Origin of the sequence: Neobacillus drentensis (genome assembly GCF_036966985.1) — a bacterium.
Lineage (GTDB): Bacteria > Bacillota > Bacilli > Bacillales > Cytobacillaceae > Neobacillus > Neobacillus drentensis_E.
Genome location: NZ_JBALSN010000254.1, coordinates 720 through 17,077, shown reverse-complemented (window position 1 = coordinate 17,077; position 16,358 = coordinate 720). Strand labels below are relative to the sequence as shown.

Below are 16,358 nucleotides of genomic sequence, written 5' to 3'. Positions count from 1 at the left end.
GTAGTTTTCTTTAATTCCTACAATGCTAAGAACTAACACACATAATGCACCATAATAATTTTCAGTCCGCTTTAGGTACTTACCCAAAAATACCATAAACAGTGTGAAAATGGCTATTCCAACAATTCCCCATACTATCAACATATACATATAGCTATTGTCTAGTCCACTCCATCTTTCACCTGTGCTTAACATTTGAGCTTTAGACACCATAACAAGAACTTGACCAAACAAAGAGATACCTGGGTCTAAGAAATATTGAGACATATAAGAAAGACGATATGTTAGAAAGGAATTTAATGCTGTAAGTGCTACCATAAAATAGCCATTAACATAAAGAACTGTAGCTAAAACAGATAGTCCTAAACCCACTATAAAAGAGCACTCTGAAAACGTATAAATAAATTTTTTTATTTGTTTTCCTTTGAAATACCAAAATGTCATTACAACAACAACAAACAATCCTAATGCGCAGGACATTCTGCTATTTGTCAAAGCAAATACATACGCAATTACACAACTCCAGATTATGCTATGCTTTAGTTTCCATCTGTCTTGCTTATAATAAACAAATGCAATAAGAGAAAGTAAAATAGTATTCGCAAATCCATTTGCAGAACTGAATCCGCATGAATTTCTAACTATTTCCTCTCTAAAATCTTCATTACCGCTTATTAGACCTGCTTTATACATCAAAAACACAAACGCTGTCACTGCAATAAAACAGTAGCTTTCCCACTTTGCTATTTTGCGGGCATCCAAAGTAATCGGATATGCAATAACAAAGAAAAATATCTGCGAAAATGCCATATTATTTGACATCTCAGTTATAATCAATACAAAAATTGAAAGCACCATCATTATCATTAGTTTTTTCTTTGATTGCCTTCTATAAGATAGGAAAATAGCAAGGCAACCTACTATTGTGATTTTTGGTAATAAGGCACTCCACAGACTTTTTTCGACAAATAAAAAATGAGTTAATGTGGAGCTGCCCACAATTCGTGAACACACATTTAAGCATAGTAAAAAAATGTATGCACTTATTCTTAATTGATTAACTCCAATCTTACCGCTATGCTGAGTGTTCAAACTTATATCTATTCCTTTCGCTTCGCTCAAGGCACAAACGCAAAGCAATAATTGTACCTTGAGCGTTATTTCTATTAAACTAAAGTCATAGGGATATCAGTCAACTACAAATAACATGGAGGTGAGTGGGCTACTTCAGTTATGGAATGACCGTATTCTTATATGTGTAGATTGCCTATCCAAGCACAAATAAGTGTGACTTTGAGTACGCAGACTTATCTTAGTTTAAACATAAATCGTTTATTGCTGAGCAATCAGTCAATCATGTTTATCCCTATTATACTCTGAAAGGAGTTTATCCCTATGGGATTAAAAATTGTTTATCCAATTTACTGTGGGTTTGATGTTTGCAGAATATTTGTTGTTGCTTGTATTGCTTCAACAAACAAAGGGGTAACTACTTACAAATGCCTCTGCTGTGGTATCGCAAATTGGTGCGAATATGGTAGTGTTTCCGCCAGCTAAGCATTTATATTCCTGGGCAGGACTTACACCCACAAATAACGAGAGTGCCCGGCAAGAAAAAGTAAGTAAGAATTCCGAGAGCTGACTGCTAGATCAAACCTCTTTTAATACAGTGTGCTGCCTCTGCAGTCAAAAGTGAAAAGCATCACGAAATTCCACTTATCATTAATTACTTGTGTTATTTTCATTTTTTTCCTCAAATTTCTCTACAAAATCTAGAATTGCTTTTGTTCTATCTTGCTTCATTAATCTTTCATCATATTCAGGCATTTGAGAAAGTAATTTCTCCGCATACTCATCTACTGATTTAATAACTCTAGCAGGAACTCCAACTGCAACAGACCCTTCTGGAATATCGTTTGTAACAATACTTCCAGCTCCGATAATACATCCATCACCAATAGTAACTCCCGGCATAATAATCGATCTAATTCCAATATAGCAATTATTTCCAACTTTCACACGGGCGAACTTCATTGTTTTTTTATATTTCTCTTGTTCTCTAAATAACCAATTTCCGCTATCATGTGTAACAAATGCGCAGCCCTTTCCAATTAGTACATGATCACCTATTTCAATCAAAAATGGTTCACTACCAAAATCCGGCAAAGCTGAAAACCTACAGCCGTTCCCCACTTTTACACCTATATATTTGGCATAATCTACTGGATTCCTATAAAAAAGACGCTCAAAATAATATTTCAATCTCATTACTATTCGATCTCCTATCTGTGAGTTAAACCATGCAAGTCAACATCCAAATACCTACAAATATTTGCTAATTGCACATCATTTCCGTCATTCAATACATTATCATTTGCTAGGCCATCTAAATCTGTCCCCCATACATGTTTCAATTTGTATGAGCGACTCTTGACAAGAACAACCGGAATCGAATTTAGCACTTCCATTACCTTCAGCCATAAATCATCAGCGCGTAAGCATGTACTTTTTATTCCCTCAGGATCATTCCAAGACTTATTCAGGCTGCCTGCAGGGTATAAGATACCTCCACAACCAGTTGCAACTAATTCAAGCGACTCAATATCAATGAGTTCTTTGGTATCATATCCCCACTTTAAATATGGCAACACCTTTTTCTCAGAATCAAACTTAATTTTATGCACACGTTTTGCAGAAACAGCTTTAGGATGCTTTAAATAAGACTTGTATAGGTCTTCAATCATGTACTTATCATAGATAATATCATCATCTATTGTAATGACTATACTCTCTGCATACTCTTGCATGGCATAAAAATATTTCTTATGCGAACGCAAATCATCATCCACTAATGTAATTTTTACGCCTTGTTTTCTGATGGAATCAAAAATGGGATTGTCGAGATCAGAAAATTGTTTTTTACTTAAATAGAGTACTACAATATCCGGCTGTCTCGTTTGTCGTACAATACTTCCAATGACCAACGGTAAACATTTAACACGAGCTGGATAGGTAGTAAATGACACAACGATTTTGGGAGTATCTTTACTATTCTGAGGAAGTTGAGGTTTAAAAATATAATATGGAATATAAGAAATATAGGAAGTCACCTTTTTAAAAAAAAGCCATCCTGTACGTGCTATTTGATAAATTGGATTCTTTTTATTCATTGACTTCTCCTTTCATAACTTCACGACCTTATTTGTCATAATCGATCTAGAACTTTTATCCATTCTTTCGTAATTTTCTCATCTGTAAAATCTTGGATTCGAATATTTGACCTACACCTGTATCTTTCCTTTAATTCTTCATCAGTAAGCATTTCGACAATGGCATCTGCCATTATACGCTCTTCCTTTGTAATCGAATCCTCAGCTCTATATCGTGTTCCATCACAAACAGGAACCAGAATTCCATTCTCAGCCTTTAATGCAGAATCCTTTACTCGCTCTTTATAAGATGTTCCCGGCGCTAAAAGTTCCCTAGGACCAACCATACAATCAGTAGACACAATAGGTAGACCACACGCCATTGCCTCTAATAAAATATTTCCAAATCCTTCAAAATTAGATGAAAATACAAATAAATCTGATTTCGCTAAATAATAATACGGGTTTTTATGGTAACCTATTAATTTAATATTATCAGCCAAACCCAAATCAATTATTAATTTTGCAAGATAAACTTCCTCTTCACCTTGTCCCAAAATCAAGAGTTTCGCATTAGGTACTTTTTTTACAACATACTGAAATGCTCTAATGAGATGCCAATGGCCCTTTTGCCCTGTAAGTCTTCCTGCAGTGATTACTGTTTTTCCTGTGACAAATTCTTCATCAATTTCGTTTTCGGGTTTTAACTTTGACTGTTTTTCAATTCTCTCCGTATCACATGTGTTGTAAATCACATCAATTTTATTAGCGTCTGTACCATAAAAGTCAATCAAATCTTCTTTTGCTCCCTGTGATAAAGAAACAATTCGTTCAGCGGAATTAAAAATGAATTGATCTTTTTTCTTATTAAATACGCTTCGATTTAAAGAACTTCTATTATTTCTCACAGACACAATAGCTTTTCCATAAAATTTAGTAAAAACATTAAGAAGGTCTGGCTCACTTAAAAAGCTAATCGCATGTGTGATCTTTAAATCACGCTTACACTTTGCAATCAAACGAGTAACCTTTAAATACCACTTAATCTTTCCGATGGTTGAATTCGCCCAAGGCATTTGTAAATCAATAATTGGAGCCTCTGAACTATATGTTGCAACACTACCATCTAAAACCAATAACCACGCCTTGTCATTGCCTCTGTTAAGTTGTGTAGCTAGATTTGCAGCAACTCTTTCCGCTCCACCTGATGTCAAAGTTTTGGAAATCACAAGAATACGTTTGTTTTCCACACTCTTCCTCCCCTAAAATACACAGTTTCACTTTTGTACTGCTTCAACATAAAAATTCCTCACAAATTCAATATTTTCCTCAAGATCAAAGCCAGCAGCTTTCATACACCGACATGCATCCTCCGAAAATGTTTTTCGATCGTTATTAATGGAAACCTTTTCTATTTCCTTAACCCATATCTCTATTCCTTGATTAATTGGTAAGAATTTCACTAGATTACAAACCTTACATTCTTGCGTAATCTGATCAGATATTAAACTAGGCAAACCAGCAGCCTGCCATTCTAGCACCACATTCGGTAATCCCTCGAACAACGATGGAAGAAGCATAACATCCATTCCCTGAAGCATTTCTGGAATATTGGGTATACGGCCAGTCATAATCACCTTATCAGATAATCCATATTCCTCCAGCTTTGCACGGACATTTTCTCTTTCCGGACCATCACCCATCAAAAAATATATACAATCAGGGTTGCTTATATTATTATGCCTAATAACATCAAGCAAAAAGGGAAGATTCTTTTGAACATTGAGATTGCCAACAAAACCAACCGCCGTTTTATTACCAATGGCATATTTAGTTCTAATAGAGTCCCTCTGTTCTTGGTAGAAATGGAATTTTTCAAGGTCTTTTCCATTATGCAATACAGTAAATTCTCTCTCACCAAATAACCACTTACCTGCATCTTCTCCACAAGAAAAAGCATGTGTGTAACAATGATCAAACACCGGTCTCAACAATTTATCAACCTTTTCATGGTCAGCGCGAGTATTTCTACTATGAGCGATGCGTGTTTTCACGCCTGCAAATTTTGCAATTAACAGTTCAATAGACATCATAGAACTACTACCATGCACATGGATTACATCGTAATGTTCTCTTCTGATCGTATGATTAAGTTGTTTGATGTAGGCTAAAAGTTCTCTTTTTCTATCAGGAAATCTCAATACTCGACATCCCGTTGCTTCAAATTCACTAATTACATCTTCTTCATTGTCATGAACAGCAGCAATATCCATCTGAATCTCGCTCTTGTCCATTCCCTTCATGAACTCAAGTTGGGTTGTTGTAATGCCTTCACGCCCTAAACCGCCCGTGATCACATTCAGTACTTTTACACTCATAAAATCCTCTCTTTCGGTAATCAGAGGTCCACTTACTCCTATTTTTTCATCAAGCTATCAACAAGTTCGTCGAAGTCCTGGCAAAATTTCAAATTATTGCTCTTAATATTAGTTGGCATTGCCTGAACAATATCATCATATCTTAAAATAGTGTCCTCTAATGATTCAATCTGCTCTACAACAATAATGTTTCCTTGTCTATTCGCTACTGCATTTGCAAAATCAACTTGATGATTATTAATATGTTCGTCAAATTGCTTCTGGCGTGGAATAACTACCGGAATTTTACCAATTTGCAACGGCATGATAAAACTTGAAGGTCCGCCATGTGTAATAACGATTCTTGCATCAGCCACATTATTGACCATTTCTTGATAGGGAAACAGCTTGCTCCATTTACAATATCGGGGTTCATAAGTACTAAATCCTGTCTGAATAATCACTTCTTCCTGAATGATCCCTTTTTCTTTCAAATTATCGATACATTCAACTAAACGATTAAATTGCTGTTCGTGTGTTCCTACTGTAACGAAAATCATTTTCTCACCCCTGCTTATCAGAAAATACTACCTAGATTTACTGCTTTCGGATAAACCTGTTTCATTTCTTCCCATTCAACTATAAATTTATCTGTAACCGGATAAACCATCTTTCCTGTAACTGTTGATTTATCAATACGATCAAACACCTCTACATAAATTGTTTTTGCACCAAACAATTTCCCAAGATAAAAGAACGGAACAGCCACAGCAGCACCAGATGAAATTATCAAATCCGGTTTTTCCTTGATCAGAACTTTAATCGCTAACTTTGTATTTATAACTAACGCCTTTAAGCTACGATTTGTAGGGAAATAACAAGGATACATCTTTTCGCCATTTAAAAGACTTCTTGCATCTTCTTTGTCAAATGTGACCCAAAATCGCTCTTTATTTTCCCAAAAAGGCTTTAGCATGTATAAGTGAGTAAGATGTCCACCAGAAGATCCTACAAGACAAACTTTCATTAAGATTCCCTCCTTAGTCTCTTCTAAATACGTCGCGGGTATAAACCTTATCCTGAACATCTTCCAGGCAGCTATCATAACGATTTGCAATGATCGCTTGACTCTGCTCCTTAAATGCAGTCAGGTCATTAACCACTTTGCTACCGAAAAAGGTGGTGCCTTCCTCCAGATTGGGTTCATAGATAATGACTGTTGCACCTTTGGCTTTAATACGCTTCATAACGCCCTGGATAGAGCTCTGACGGAAATTATCAGAATTACTCTTCATAGTCAAGCGATATACACCGACCACAGCTTCTTTTTCTTTACCTGCATCCCAGCTATCATTTGCTTCATAAGCTCCAGCAATCTCAAGGACACGATCCGCAATAAAGCTCTTACGAGTTCTGTTAGACTCAACAATAGCCTGAATCAAATTTTCAGGAACGTCTGAATAGTTCGCTAACATCTGCTTTGTATCCTTAGGCAGGCAATATCCGCCGTATCCAAAGGAAGGATTGTTGTAATGACTACCTATACGAGGATCAAGGCAAACACCAGTAATAATCTGCTGTGTGTTCAAGCCCTTCATTTCTGCATACGTATCAAGTTCATTAAAATAAGAAACTCGAAGGGCAAGATAAGTATTAGCAAACAGTTTAACTGCTTCTGCCTCAGTGAAGCCCATAAATAGAGTGTCAATATCTTCTTTGATTGCACCTTCATGCAAAAGCGAAGCGAATGTACGTGCTGCTTCTACTAAGTGTTCATCATCCATATCTGTGCCGACAATGATGCGAGAAGGATACAGATTGTCGTAAAGTGCCTTAGATTCTCTTAAAAACTCTGGGCTGAAGATAATATTTTTACTACCGGTCTTCTCTCGAATTGATGCCGTATAGCCAACTGGAATTGTTGATTTAATAACCATAATGGCATCTGGTGCATACTCCAGAACCAGGTTAATAACAGACTCTACAGCAGAAGTATCAAAGAAGTTCTTCTTGCTATCATAGTTAGTAGGAGCAGCAATAACAACAAAATCAGCATCCGAATAAGCAGCTTTTGCATCAACTGTTGCAGTCAAATTAAGTTCCTTCTCAGCAAAGTATTTTTCAATATAATCATCTTGAATAGGAGACTTTCTGCCATTAATTAGTTCAACTTTTTCTGGAATAATATCAATTGCCATTACTTTATGATGCTGAGAAAGTAAGGTAGCAATAGACAGACCAACATAACCAGTTCCAGCAACGGCAATTTTCAGTTCCTTCATATCTTTAGACAAATTTTTTTACTCCTCACGTGGGTTATATTTTTATACGGCTTTTAGCAGACCAATTATAATCTATATCAGGATATCTTATAAGTGCATTTCTCATTACATATAAAATGTTCTGTACCACTCAGCAAACTTGCGAAGTCCATCTCTTAAACTGGTGCTAGGCTTGAAACCAAAGTCACGCTCCAACGCAGTGGTATCAGCATAGGTAATAGGAACATCACCTGGCTGCATCGGGACCAGTTCTTTGTGTGCATCGAAGTCATAATCTTCTGGCAAAACACCCGCTCGGATTAATTCCTGCTGTAGGATATCTACAAAGTCCAGCAGATTCTCAGGCTGGTTGTTTCCAATGTTATAAACAGCATATGGTGGCAACGGTAGACCATCTTCACCAGTAACTTTGTCTGGAGCCTTTTGCATGACACGAACAACACCTTCTACAATGTCATCTACATAGGTAAAGTCGCGCTTGCAGTTTCCATAGTTGAAGATCTGAATAGACTTGCCTTCACGCAGTTTATTGGTAAATCCAAAGTATGCCATATCCGGGCGACCAGCAGGACCATATACTGTAAAGAAACGCAGACCAGTAGATGGAATGTTATAGAGTTTTGAGTATGCGTGAGTCAGCAATTCATTGGACTTCTTGGTGGCTGCATACAACGAAACAGGATTATCCACCTTATCGTCAGTACTGTATGGAACCTTCTTATTGGAGCCATAAACGCTGGAAGAGCTTGCATATACCAAATGCTCCACACCAATTGCACCATTGTCATAAGAATGACGACAAGCCTCCAAAATGTTATAGAAACCTATCAAATTTGCTTCCACATATGCATCTGGATTTGTAATGGAATATCGAACACCCGCCTGCGCTGCCAAGTTGACAACTACTTGTGGACTATATTCTTTAAAAATAGAGGTAATCAGAGCATTATCAGCAATGCTCCCTTCTACAAACACAAAAGACTCATTTTGGGTCAGTTCTTTTAAGCGAGCATCCTTCAGTTTAACATCGTAATAATCATTCATATTATCGATACCGATAACCTTTGCATCAGGAACATCTTGATAAATTCTTTTGACCAGATTAGAGCCAATAAAGCCAGCCACTCCGGTCACAAAAATTGTTTTATTTTGTAAGTCAACTATACTCATTTCTGTGTTACTCCTATCAATTTGTTAAACTTTCTTATATGGGTTTCTACTATATAAAAAAAGGTCTGTGAAAAAGTTCCTCACTCGCTGCAATAATTCAGCCTACATCTTTGCGCCCACAAACCCCAATTAAACTTTCTGCATTAAATGCTGCGGAAATCATCTACATGTGTTTATCCTTCACACAACACAATATCCGAGGTCAAATACAGCCATTCAGCCCATCTTTCCCCGACTTTTTCCTTAATCGCTTTGATTTTCTATAAACTTTCAATTTCTGATAAACTCATCAGTTTTGTAAAAAGCTCATTTCTACTTTTCTACGAAATATTGATACACTTATAAACCTCGTAGAACCTCAGCCTTCAAAAATCCTTTGGACCACTAAAATCCTCTACCGTAAAAATCATAGATAAGTGCAGCACGTTCCAATCTTATGAGGTTTACACTATACTTGAGAGATCAACATCGAAGCAACTATCCCTGGTATGTATCTACATTTCCCTCTGAAATCTTTTAATTCCGTAGAAAAATGCACTTTGTACCGGATTATCGAGTTGCAAGAGAATTTATTGGAAAAATGTGTTTTATGAGGCCAATAAGGAATGATAATAATTCACCCTGTTTTGCCATGATTTTTGAATTCTTAATTTACTGTTGACATTTTTTTCTGGTACAAAACCGCCAACAATTAAGTAATACTTTTGAATTTTTAACCACCAAAAGTTCAGATTCATAAAAGGGCCGATTCTACTGGTCAAAATATAAACTATTGCATTACTAATGCTATTATTTTTATATAGTAATAAACTAAATCAAGGGAATTAATGTCATAATAAACTGCCTTTACAGGGCCGATATTTGGAATATTAACGGTATATCATCTTGCTCCGTCATACTCAATTTCATCATAATTTTCATCTAAGCAGGCTACATGACATTTAATATCCTTTGATTTCTTAAACTCTGTTAAATTACTCACAAATGTCTCAAACCCACCATAATTAGAGGATCCCGAGAAAAATATATCTAAATAATGAGTATTATAAGCATCCATTTTATCATCTAATATGCATTCTTTGAACCAAATAAAACAAGTACTGTTTTTAAAATAATTTTTAAATCAAAAAGAATTGAACGTTTTTGCATATATACGAGGTCCAGTTCTACCATTTCCCCAAATCCAAGACTATTCCTTCCACTCACTTGCCAAAGTCCCGTGCAACCTGGTGTTACCATTAACCTTTGCTTGTCATACTCAGAATAAACAGCAACCTCTCTAGGAAGAGGGGGACGAGGACCCACTAAGCTCATATCCCCTTTTAAAACATTAAAGAGTTGTGGCAATTCATCAATACTGGTTTTCCTGATAAACTTACCGATTCTTGTAATCCTTGGGTCATCCTTCATTTTAAACATGGCACCAGATACTTCATTATGCTTTAAAAGCTCTTGTAACTTTTCCTCCGCATTGGATATCATCGAACGGAATTTATACATTTTAAACTCTTTTCCATTCAGTCCAACTCTTTTCTGTGAAAACAGAATTGCTCCCTTTGGATCTTCCAATTTAATTAAGATCGCAATAATAATAAAAAGGAAACCTAAAAGAATAATTCCTAATGAAGAACCAATAATATCTATTAATCTTTTTGTTAGAACGTATGTTTTTCCGTCATTAACAAGTAATTTCTGGTTTTCTAAATAAGATACTTCTTGATTTGCCAGATTTGACAACCGTGACCCCTTCCTTCTCTCTATAACATTACTTTTTCTTTTTCTAATGAAGAAACTAGATTCTTTAGGTAATCTAGCATGTCGTCATGGAGGTCATTATGCTGCAAAGCAAATTCAATGGTTGTCTTTACAAAACCAAATTTTTCACCTACGTCATACCGTTTACCTTCAAAGTCATAGGCAAAAACTCTTTGGATTTCATTTAAGTGTTGAATTGCATCTGTTAGTTGAATTTCTCCACCTGCTCCTTTTTCTTGACGGTCAAGGAACATAAAGATTTCTGGAGTTAAAATATATCGACCCATGATAGCTAAATTAGAAGGCGCTGTACCGAGCTTTGGTTTTTCAACAAAATTATTAACTTGATAACGTCTTCCATCCTTTTTTAATGGGTCAATAATTCCATAACGGTTTGTTTCATTATCAGCTACTTGCTGCACACCAATTACAGAAGAAAATGTTTCTTCATATTGATTAATTAACTGTCTTAGACATGGAGTTTCACTTTGTACAATGTCATCTCCTAAAAGAACCGCGAATGGTTCATCACCAATAAAGTTGCGCGCAGACCAGACAGCATGTCCAAGTCCCTTTGGCTCTTTCTGGCGAATGTAATGGATATCCGCTAGATTTGTAGCATACTGAACTCGTTCCAAGATATCATACTTTTCTTTCTCGATTAAATTCTGTTCCAACTCCATGGCATTGTCGAAATGATCTTCAATTGCTCGTTTTCCTTTTCCAGTTACAATGATAATATCTTCAATACCTGATGCTACAGCCTCTTCCACTATATACTGGATCGTTGGCTTATCAACGATTGGAAGCATTTCCTTTGGCATTGCTTTAGTTGCTGGCAAAAATCTTGTCCCCAGCCCTGCAGCTGGAATAATGGCTTTTCTTACTCTTTTCACTGTTAATTCCCCCACTATTATTCTTTTGTTTATCTACTAAACTCTTTCCTTTGCTAAAGCAAAGGGGCAAAAAATAAATATCTAATGGAATTGCAAGTGCTTTCACACTTATTCTTTCATTAGATATTTTTGTTTTTATAATAATCGGGCATCTAACCCGGCCTCACATCATGCTCTTGACGACAGGCGTCTAAGGTCCCTAAGGTACCCACAGCACAATCGAGTGCCCCCATCGATAACGGACAGGGGGCGTCGCCGATCAGGCGATTTAGCCTGATAAAGGAGGTGTAAATTGATAAATTTGTTAACACTTATTGGCTTATTCGGTTAAAAGATGTTAAAAAACCGATTCTTTTTAATTCGTTCGGGCACTTCTTTATAAACATGACTGCCCTCAATCACTAATTCAGCGTTCTCTTGGAATAAATAAACCATGTCATTCCCGTACTTTGCTTGAACAATGTCGAATGCTTCTCGCATTTTAAACGTACGATTGCTTGTATTATGAGCATCCGATGCAATGAAGTGAGTAAGGTTTGCATCGATTAATTGGAGGGAAAAACTTTTAATCTTTTTTCCAAAGTCCCCGCAGATACTTGCAGCAGTAATTTGTGTTAATGCTCCCTTTTCCACAAGTCGATATAGGATCTCTGGGCGCTCGATAATTTCTTGATTCCGTTCTGGATGAACAATCACCGGAATGAGTCCCTTTGTCTGCAAATCATAAAACAACTTCTCCGTGTATCTCGGGACATGGCCAGACGAAAACTCTACCAATACATATTGCGTGTTATCTATTGGAAGAATTTCACCTAACTCATATCCCTCAACCATTTCACCATAGATCCGTGTTTCTTGTCCTGGCAGCACATTTAAATCAATTTTTTCATCAAGTAAAGCCTTGTTAAATTCTCTTACTCTATCAATAATCGTCCGTTTTGGATTTTCATAACGGTTGTTCAAATGATGCGGTGTGGCTACAATCGTATGAATCCCCTGTTCGACAGCACTCTTGGCCATATTAATACTTTCCGACAAATCCCTTGCCCCATCATCTACCCCAGGTAAAATATGACTATGCAAATCAATCATTGGTCACACACACTTTCCAATAAAATGTAATTTTCCGATGACATTTATCATAGTAACACATATCAGGGATAGATTTTGTCGAAACTTGTCACCTAGAACCATAATAATAATAATAGTCTCCATTTTGGACTTCTTTATGATTCAAGACGACACCAAGTAATTTGCTTTGTGCATGTTCAAGTAATTCCTTACCTTTTTTTGCTTGATCAATTTCTGTTTTCTCGCTATATATAACCATAATTGAACCGTCCACCTGATTCGCAATGATTTGCGGGTCAGCTACCGCTAACAACGGCGGTGTATCAAAGATAATATATTCGAATTGAGACTTCGCATCTTCAATAAATTGTTCCATTGATTTTGAACTTAATAGTTCTGCTGGATTCGGTGGAATCGGGCCGCTCGTTAAGATGAATAAATCCTTCTCCTGTGTTTCAAGAACTGTTTTTTCCAGTTCTCTTTGCTTTGTTAACACCGTCGTAAAACCAAATAAGTTATTCATTCCAAATGTATGGTGAACCGTTGGTTTACGTAAGTCAGCATCGACTAGTAATACCTTTTTACCAAGTTGTGCAAAGGTTACAGCAAGGTTAGCAGCTGTCGTTGACTTTCCTTCCGCAGGTCCTGAAGAAGTAACCATGATTGCTTTCAGCTCTTCATCTACTGAAGAGTATTGGATATTTGTTCGAATCGTCCGGTATTGCTCAGAAATCGGTGACTTTGGATCGATCGCTGTGACCAACTTACGGCTTGCGTCTTTACTTTTCAGTTTCTTCTTTTTAAGCGCCAATGTCCTCACCTCTCCCCGATGATTTTCTACCTGCACGGCGTGCTGCCGCCTCTTCCATTTTTTGATCATCAATCGTTGCAATAACACCTAGGATTGGAAGACCTAAGATCTTATCTACGTCTTGTTCGTTTTTAATCGTGCTATTAAAGTACTCAAGTAAGAATGCAAGACCGATACCCGCCATTAAACCAACAACCATCGCAATGGCCACATTTAATAATCGATTTGGTTTAATCGGTGATGTATTTTCAGAAACATCGGCTTTATACCAAATGTTCACATTATCGACATTCATGTTATTATCGATCTCTTTCTTAAACACTTCAACCGTTTTGTTGGCAATTTGCGCAGCTAACTTAGCATCAGGATCCTGAACAGTCAGGTTAACAAGCTGGGAATCCTTTTCGCTCCCCACTGTAATCTTTCCTTTTAATTGTTCATACGTATAGTTTAAATCAAGGTCTTCAGAAACGATATTTAATATCCGCTTGCTGGTAATGAGCGCATTATAGGTGTTAATTAATTGAAGGTTTGTTTGTATTTCATTCGAATTGTTGTATAAAGATTGTTCATTTTTCTTTTGATTAACGAGAAATTGTGCAGAAGCCTGGTAAATCGAGGGTAAAAAATAATAACTAACCACTCCACTAATGATGGCAGCAATTACAGTTATCGACACGATTAGTAGGAATCGTTTTTTCAATGTCTCGAGCAGCTCTTTTAAACTAATAGTCTCTTCCATTTCGTCCTCCTAAATGTATGTTACAAAACATTTTCTATTATATCATATTTATTACAAAATACTGGCTATTATATCAAAATTTTGTCAGTTATTTTGTTTTTTTGTTTAATTAATTATTACTTTATCTATTAAACAACTTTTTTACATGAAATTGAAGAGGAAATATATATTTGGTATTAATTTCAATACATGTATTTCCTTATTCTCGATTCAAAGGTCCTAGTAACCGTTTTCACTCTCTAGTTCTAAAGAAGTGGACATCTACCCTGATTCATCTATTTCCTTTAAGAGTCCTCTGTAAAACCACACGCAAAATCCACGTGTAATCATAAAGGTAAGAAACAGAGTAATCCATGTCCAATACCAGGTCCAATGGTGATACTCAAGTGAATCTGTGTATTTTTCGATAAGAACCTCAGGTATGGTCAAAGCCGTGCAATAGGCACCATAATAAAAGAACTTTAAGACCTTCCTGCTGGAGTGTGGATAAAACACATTAAAGATGGCAGCCACAGTTGGGTATACAAAAAATTCATACGTGAAGCTCGCACGGTTGACGTCAGCGAAGAGCCTAACAGGATAGGAAATAAGCCCATACTGGACCACTAATAGGCCAAAAATCCATGTGATCGCCTGTGCAAATAAAAAGACTGTAACCGCTAAACGAATTTTATTTTTTGGAATGAGAAAAAGCAGTCTTATGGTAAGTAACCAAGCGCCGAGTAAAATCCACCACTCAAGCTTCATTCAACTGCCTCCTGTTCGATTCGAAAAAGCTCCTTGTTTTTAAAAAACCATTGATAGATTGAGTTAGTGACAGCAAAGATAAAAAAGAAATCGATCCACGTAAAATACCAAGCATAATGGACGTATTCGACCAGATTTGTATACTTCACAAGGATGACATCATAGACCGTGAGGAAGGAAATCCAAACGGACAGATAGATCAGTCGAATTTTAAATGAATGTTTGGGTTCATAGGCGATATAAAACCCACAAAGAAGCGGGTAAAAGAAATACTCCGTTGTAATCAGTAAGTCTGTTGCTTTCGGAAATTCACGAACCGGAAAGGCAAGCAGGTTGAATTCGACATGCACCAGCGAATTTACCCATAAAAGCGCCTGACAAGTAAGGAGAGAAAATAGTAATTTTCTGTACTGCTTCTTCGGCGTTAAGAACATATAGGCCATCAAACCACTGACCCACATCGCCATAACAAATATGTAATCTACTGACATCATCGAGGACCTCTCCTATACTGGCTGCTGCTTATGAATAGAGGTTGTAGAACTTCTCAACTACTTTAGTGACACGTTAAAGTAGCGAAGCATAAACACAATAATAACAACTGAGATGGGGTAGGTAAGTAACGGCCTTGTATAATGGAGGCGCATCATTACATACATAATGGTATAAAAGAATGGCTCCATCCAATACCCATAGCCATTATTTAGAATCAGCAGATGCATTTTATAAAAAGGATATTCGACAATCAGCGAACCAACGATCCACTTCAAAATATATAGTGCTTGCTTACTCTTTGGTTTTGAAAGGGGGTAATGGCTCAGGTAGAGCAGACCAATGCCGGTAGGTTAATAAAGGTAAAAACTACATCCACCATTGTATGAGATTTTGGAAATACCTCCGGGCTATGTTTCCAAAGCATATGATCTTTGCAGAGGAGATTGTAAAGCAAGTTACAGGTGCTTACGTAAAACATGGTAAGGATGTATTTTTCCCAATGCCGCCGATCACTCGCCCCTATCCATCCTCGAACATAGATATTTTTAATTGAAAGTATTTTTCACTAATAGTAGAAAAATAACTGATTTATGGTTGAAGTCATACCAAAAGGCTGACTCCTAGTTGAGTCAGCCCTCTTGTTTATTTCACCCTAACACCACTGGAGTTAAAGTAATATCGTTTACCGCTAATCGTTTCCGAGCCCGTTTGCATTACTCCACTGGTGTTGAAGTGGTACTTTTTGGTGCCGAGTTTTAGCCAGCCGGTTTTCATCGTGCCGTCGCTGTTGAAGTAGTACTTCTTACTGCCGAGTTTTAGCCAGCCTGTTTTCATTGTGCCGTCGCTGTTGAAGTAGTACTTCTTGCTGCCGAGTTTTAGCCAG

At 36.8% G+C, this 16,358-nt stretch carries 20 protein-coding genes; 1 reads left to right on the top strand and 19 read right to left on the bottom strand.

From position 1 onward, the window contains the following. The coding region (locus V7659_RS17220) for a hypothetical protein (protein ID WP_335541031.1) at positions 1–1,122 on the bottom strand (1,122 nt) is incomplete at its 3' end. 412 nt (positions 1,123–1,534) lie between these two features. On the opposite strand from V7659_RS17220, the gene V7659_RS17215 reads away from it, so the two are divergent. Next, positions 1,535–1,642, top strand: coding sequence for a transposase (locus V7659_RS17215; RefSeq protein WP_335541030.1), 108 nt, complete (start codon positions 1,535–1,537; stop codon positions 1,640–1,642). A gap of 80 nt (positions 1,643–1,722) precedes the next feature. On the opposite strand, the gene V7659_RS17210 is transcribed toward V7659_RS17215, so the two are convergent. From V7659_RS17210 to V7659_RS17130, 18 genes are all read right to left on the bottom strand, one after another. Next, complete coding sequence (locus V7659_RS17210; protein ID WP_335541029.1) at positions 1,723–2,268, bottom strand: acyltransferase; 546 nt, start codon at positions 2,266–2,268, stop codon at positions 1,723–1,725. Between the two features lie 14 nt (positions 2,269–2,282). Beyond that, a complete protein-coding gene (locus V7659_RS17205) occupies positions 2,283–3,170 on the bottom strand; it encodes a hypothetical protein (RefSeq protein WP_335541028.1) in 888 nt (295 codons plus the stop codon). A 35-nt stretch (positions 3,171–3,205) separates the two neighbouring features. After that, entirely contained in the window at positions 3,206–4,399 is a 1,194-nt protein-coding gene (locus V7659_RS17200; RefSeq protein WP_335541027.1) for a glycosyltransferase, read from the bottom strand. Positions 4,400–4,426: 27 nt separating this feature from the next. Continuing rightward, on the bottom strand, positions 4,427–5,527 hold the full coding sequence (locus tag V7659_RS17195) for a glycosyltransferase family 1 protein (protein ID WP_335541026.1): 1,101 nt from the start codon (positions 5,525–5,527) through the stop codon (positions 4,427–4,429). A gap of 38 nt (positions 5,528–5,565) precedes the next feature. Next, entirely contained in the window at positions 5,566–6,066 is a 501-nt protein-coding gene (locus tag V7659_RS17190; RefSeq protein ID WP_335541025.1) for a glycosyltransferase, read from the bottom strand. Positions 6,067–6,083: 17 nt separating this feature from the next. Next, complete coding sequence (pssD, locus tag V7659_RS17185; protein ID WP_335541024.1) at positions 6,084–6,533, bottom strand: PssD/Cps14F family polysaccharide biosynthesis glycosyltransferase; 450 nt, start codon at positions 6,531–6,533, stop codon at positions 6,084–6,086. A 13-nt stretch (positions 6,534–6,546) separates the two neighbouring features. After that, positions 6,547–7,779, bottom strand: a complete 1,233-nt coding sequence (locus tag V7659_RS17180) for a nucleotide sugar dehydrogenase (protein ID WP_420491741.1) — start codon at positions 7,777–7,779, stop codon at positions 6,547–6,549. A 114-nt stretch (positions 7,780–7,893) separates the two neighbouring features. Next, a complete protein-coding gene (locus V7659_RS17175) occupies positions 7,894–8,958 on the bottom strand; it encodes an NAD-dependent epimerase/dehydratase family protein (RefSeq protein ID WP_335541023.1) in 1,065 nt (354 codons plus the stop codon). Between the two features lie 880 nt (positions 8,959–9,838). Further along, complete coding sequence (locus V7659_RS32145; RefSeq protein WP_420491740.1) at positions 9,839–10,015, bottom strand: DUF1972 domain-containing protein; 177 nt, start codon at positions 10,013–10,015, stop codon at positions 9,839–9,841. A gap of 8 nt (positions 10,016–10,023) precedes the next feature. Further along, the gene (locus V7659_RS17170; RefSeq protein WP_420491739.1) at positions 10,024–10,695 is read right to left on the bottom strand and encodes a sugar transferase; all 672 of its coding nucleotides are present in this window, start codon (positions 10,693–10,695) and stop codon (positions 10,024–10,026) included. A 20-nt stretch (positions 10,696–10,715) separates the two neighbouring features. Next, entirely contained in the window at positions 10,716–11,609 is an 894-nt protein-coding gene (galU, locus tag V7659_RS17165) for a UTP--glucose-1-phosphate uridylyltransferase GalU (RefSeq protein ID WP_335541022.1), read from the bottom strand. Between the two features lie 327 nt (positions 11,610–11,936). After that, positions 11,937–12,701: a tyrosine-protein phosphatase gene (locus tag V7659_RS17160; RefSeq protein WP_335541021.1), complete on the bottom strand. Its 765-nt coding sequence runs from the start codon at positions 12,699–12,701 to the stop codon at positions 11,937–11,939. 88 nt (positions 12,702–12,789) lie between these two features. Further along, complete coding sequence (locus V7659_RS17155; protein WP_335541020.1) at positions 12,790–13,491, bottom strand: CpsD/CapB family tyrosine-protein kinase; 702 nt, start codon at positions 13,489–13,491, stop codon at positions 12,790–12,792. Then, the gene (locus tag V7659_RS17150) at positions 13,481–14,233 is read right to left on the bottom strand and encodes a YveK family protein (RefSeq protein ID WP_335541019.1); all 753 of its coding nucleotides are present in this window, start codon (positions 14,231–14,233) and stop codon (positions 13,481–13,483) included. Before V7659_RS17150 ends, V7659_RS17155 begins: the two co-directional genes overlap by 11 nt. Before the next feature lie 261 nt (positions 14,234–14,494). Continuing rightward, positions 14,495–14,980 (bottom strand): CBO0543 family protein, encoded by a 486-nt coding sequence (locus V7659_RS17145; RefSeq protein WP_335541018.1) that lies wholly within the window; start codon positions 14,978–14,980, stop codon positions 14,495–14,497. Further along, entirely contained in the window at positions 14,977–15,474 is a 498-nt protein-coding gene (locus V7659_RS17140) for a CBO0543 family protein (RefSeq protein ID WP_335541017.1), read from the bottom strand. The genes V7659_RS17145 and V7659_RS17140 overlap by 4 nt, the downstream gene beginning before the upstream one ends. Before the next feature lie 57 nt (positions 15,475–15,531). Next, a complete protein-coding gene (locus V7659_RS17135; protein WP_335541016.1) occupies positions 15,532–15,750 on the bottom strand; it encodes a hypothetical protein in 219 nt (72 codons plus the stop codon). Positions 15,751–16,117: 367 nt separating this feature from the next. After that, a partial coding sequence (locus tag V7659_RS17130; protein ID WP_420491738.1) for an N-acetylmuramoyl-L-alanine amidase family protein occupies positions 16,118–16,358 on the bottom strand: 241 nt, incomplete at its 5' end.

Bases quoted from the DNA above. Each gene is read 5' to 3' on its own strand.
- V7659_RS17215 (WP_335541030.1), top strand. From the start codon at position 1,535: ATGGTAGTGTTTCCGCCAGCTAAGCATTTATATTCCTGGGCAGGACTT.
- V7659_RS17210 (WP_335541029.1), bottom strand. From the start codon at position 2,268: ATGAGATTGAAATATTATTTTGAGCGTCTTTTTTATAGGAATCCAGTA.
- V7659_RS17205 (WP_335541028.1), bottom strand. From the start codon at position 3,170: ATGAATAAAAAGAATCCAATTTATCAAATAGCACGTACAGGATGGCTT.
- V7659_RS17195 (WP_335541026.1), bottom strand. From the start codon at position 5,527: ATGAGTGTAAAAGTACTGAATGTGATCACGGGCGGTTTAGGGCGTGAA.
- V7659_RS17190 (WP_335541025.1), bottom strand. From the start codon at position 6,066: ATGATTTTCGTTACAGTAGGAACACACGAACAGCAATTTAATCGTTTA.
- pssD (WP_335541024.1), bottom strand. From the start codon at position 6,533: ATGAAAGTTTGTCTTGTAGGATCTTCTGGTGGACATCTTACTCACTTA.
- V7659_RS17175 (WP_335541023.1), bottom strand. From the start codon at position 8,958: ATGAGTATAGTTGACTTACAAAATAAAACAATTTTTGTGACCGGAGTG.
- V7659_RS32145 (WP_420491740.1), bottom strand. From the start codon at position 10,015: ATGGATGCTTATAATACTCATTATTTAGATATATTTTTCTCGGGATCC.
- V7659_RS17160 (WP_335541021.1), bottom strand. From the start codon at position 12,701: ATGATTGATTTGCATAGTCATATTTTACCTGGGGTAGATGATGGGGCA.
- V7659_RS17150 (WP_335541019.1), bottom strand. From the start codon at position 14,233: ATGGAAGAGACTATTAGTTTAAAAGAGCTGCTCGAGACATTGAAAAAA.
- V7659_RS17145 (WP_335541018.1), bottom strand. From the start codon at position 14,980: ATGAAGCTTGAGTGGTGGATTTTACTCGGCGCTTGGTTACTTACCATA.
- V7659_RS17140 (WP_335541017.1), bottom strand. From the start codon at position 15,474: ATGATGTCAGTAGATTACATATTTGTTATGGCGATGTGGGTCAGTGGT.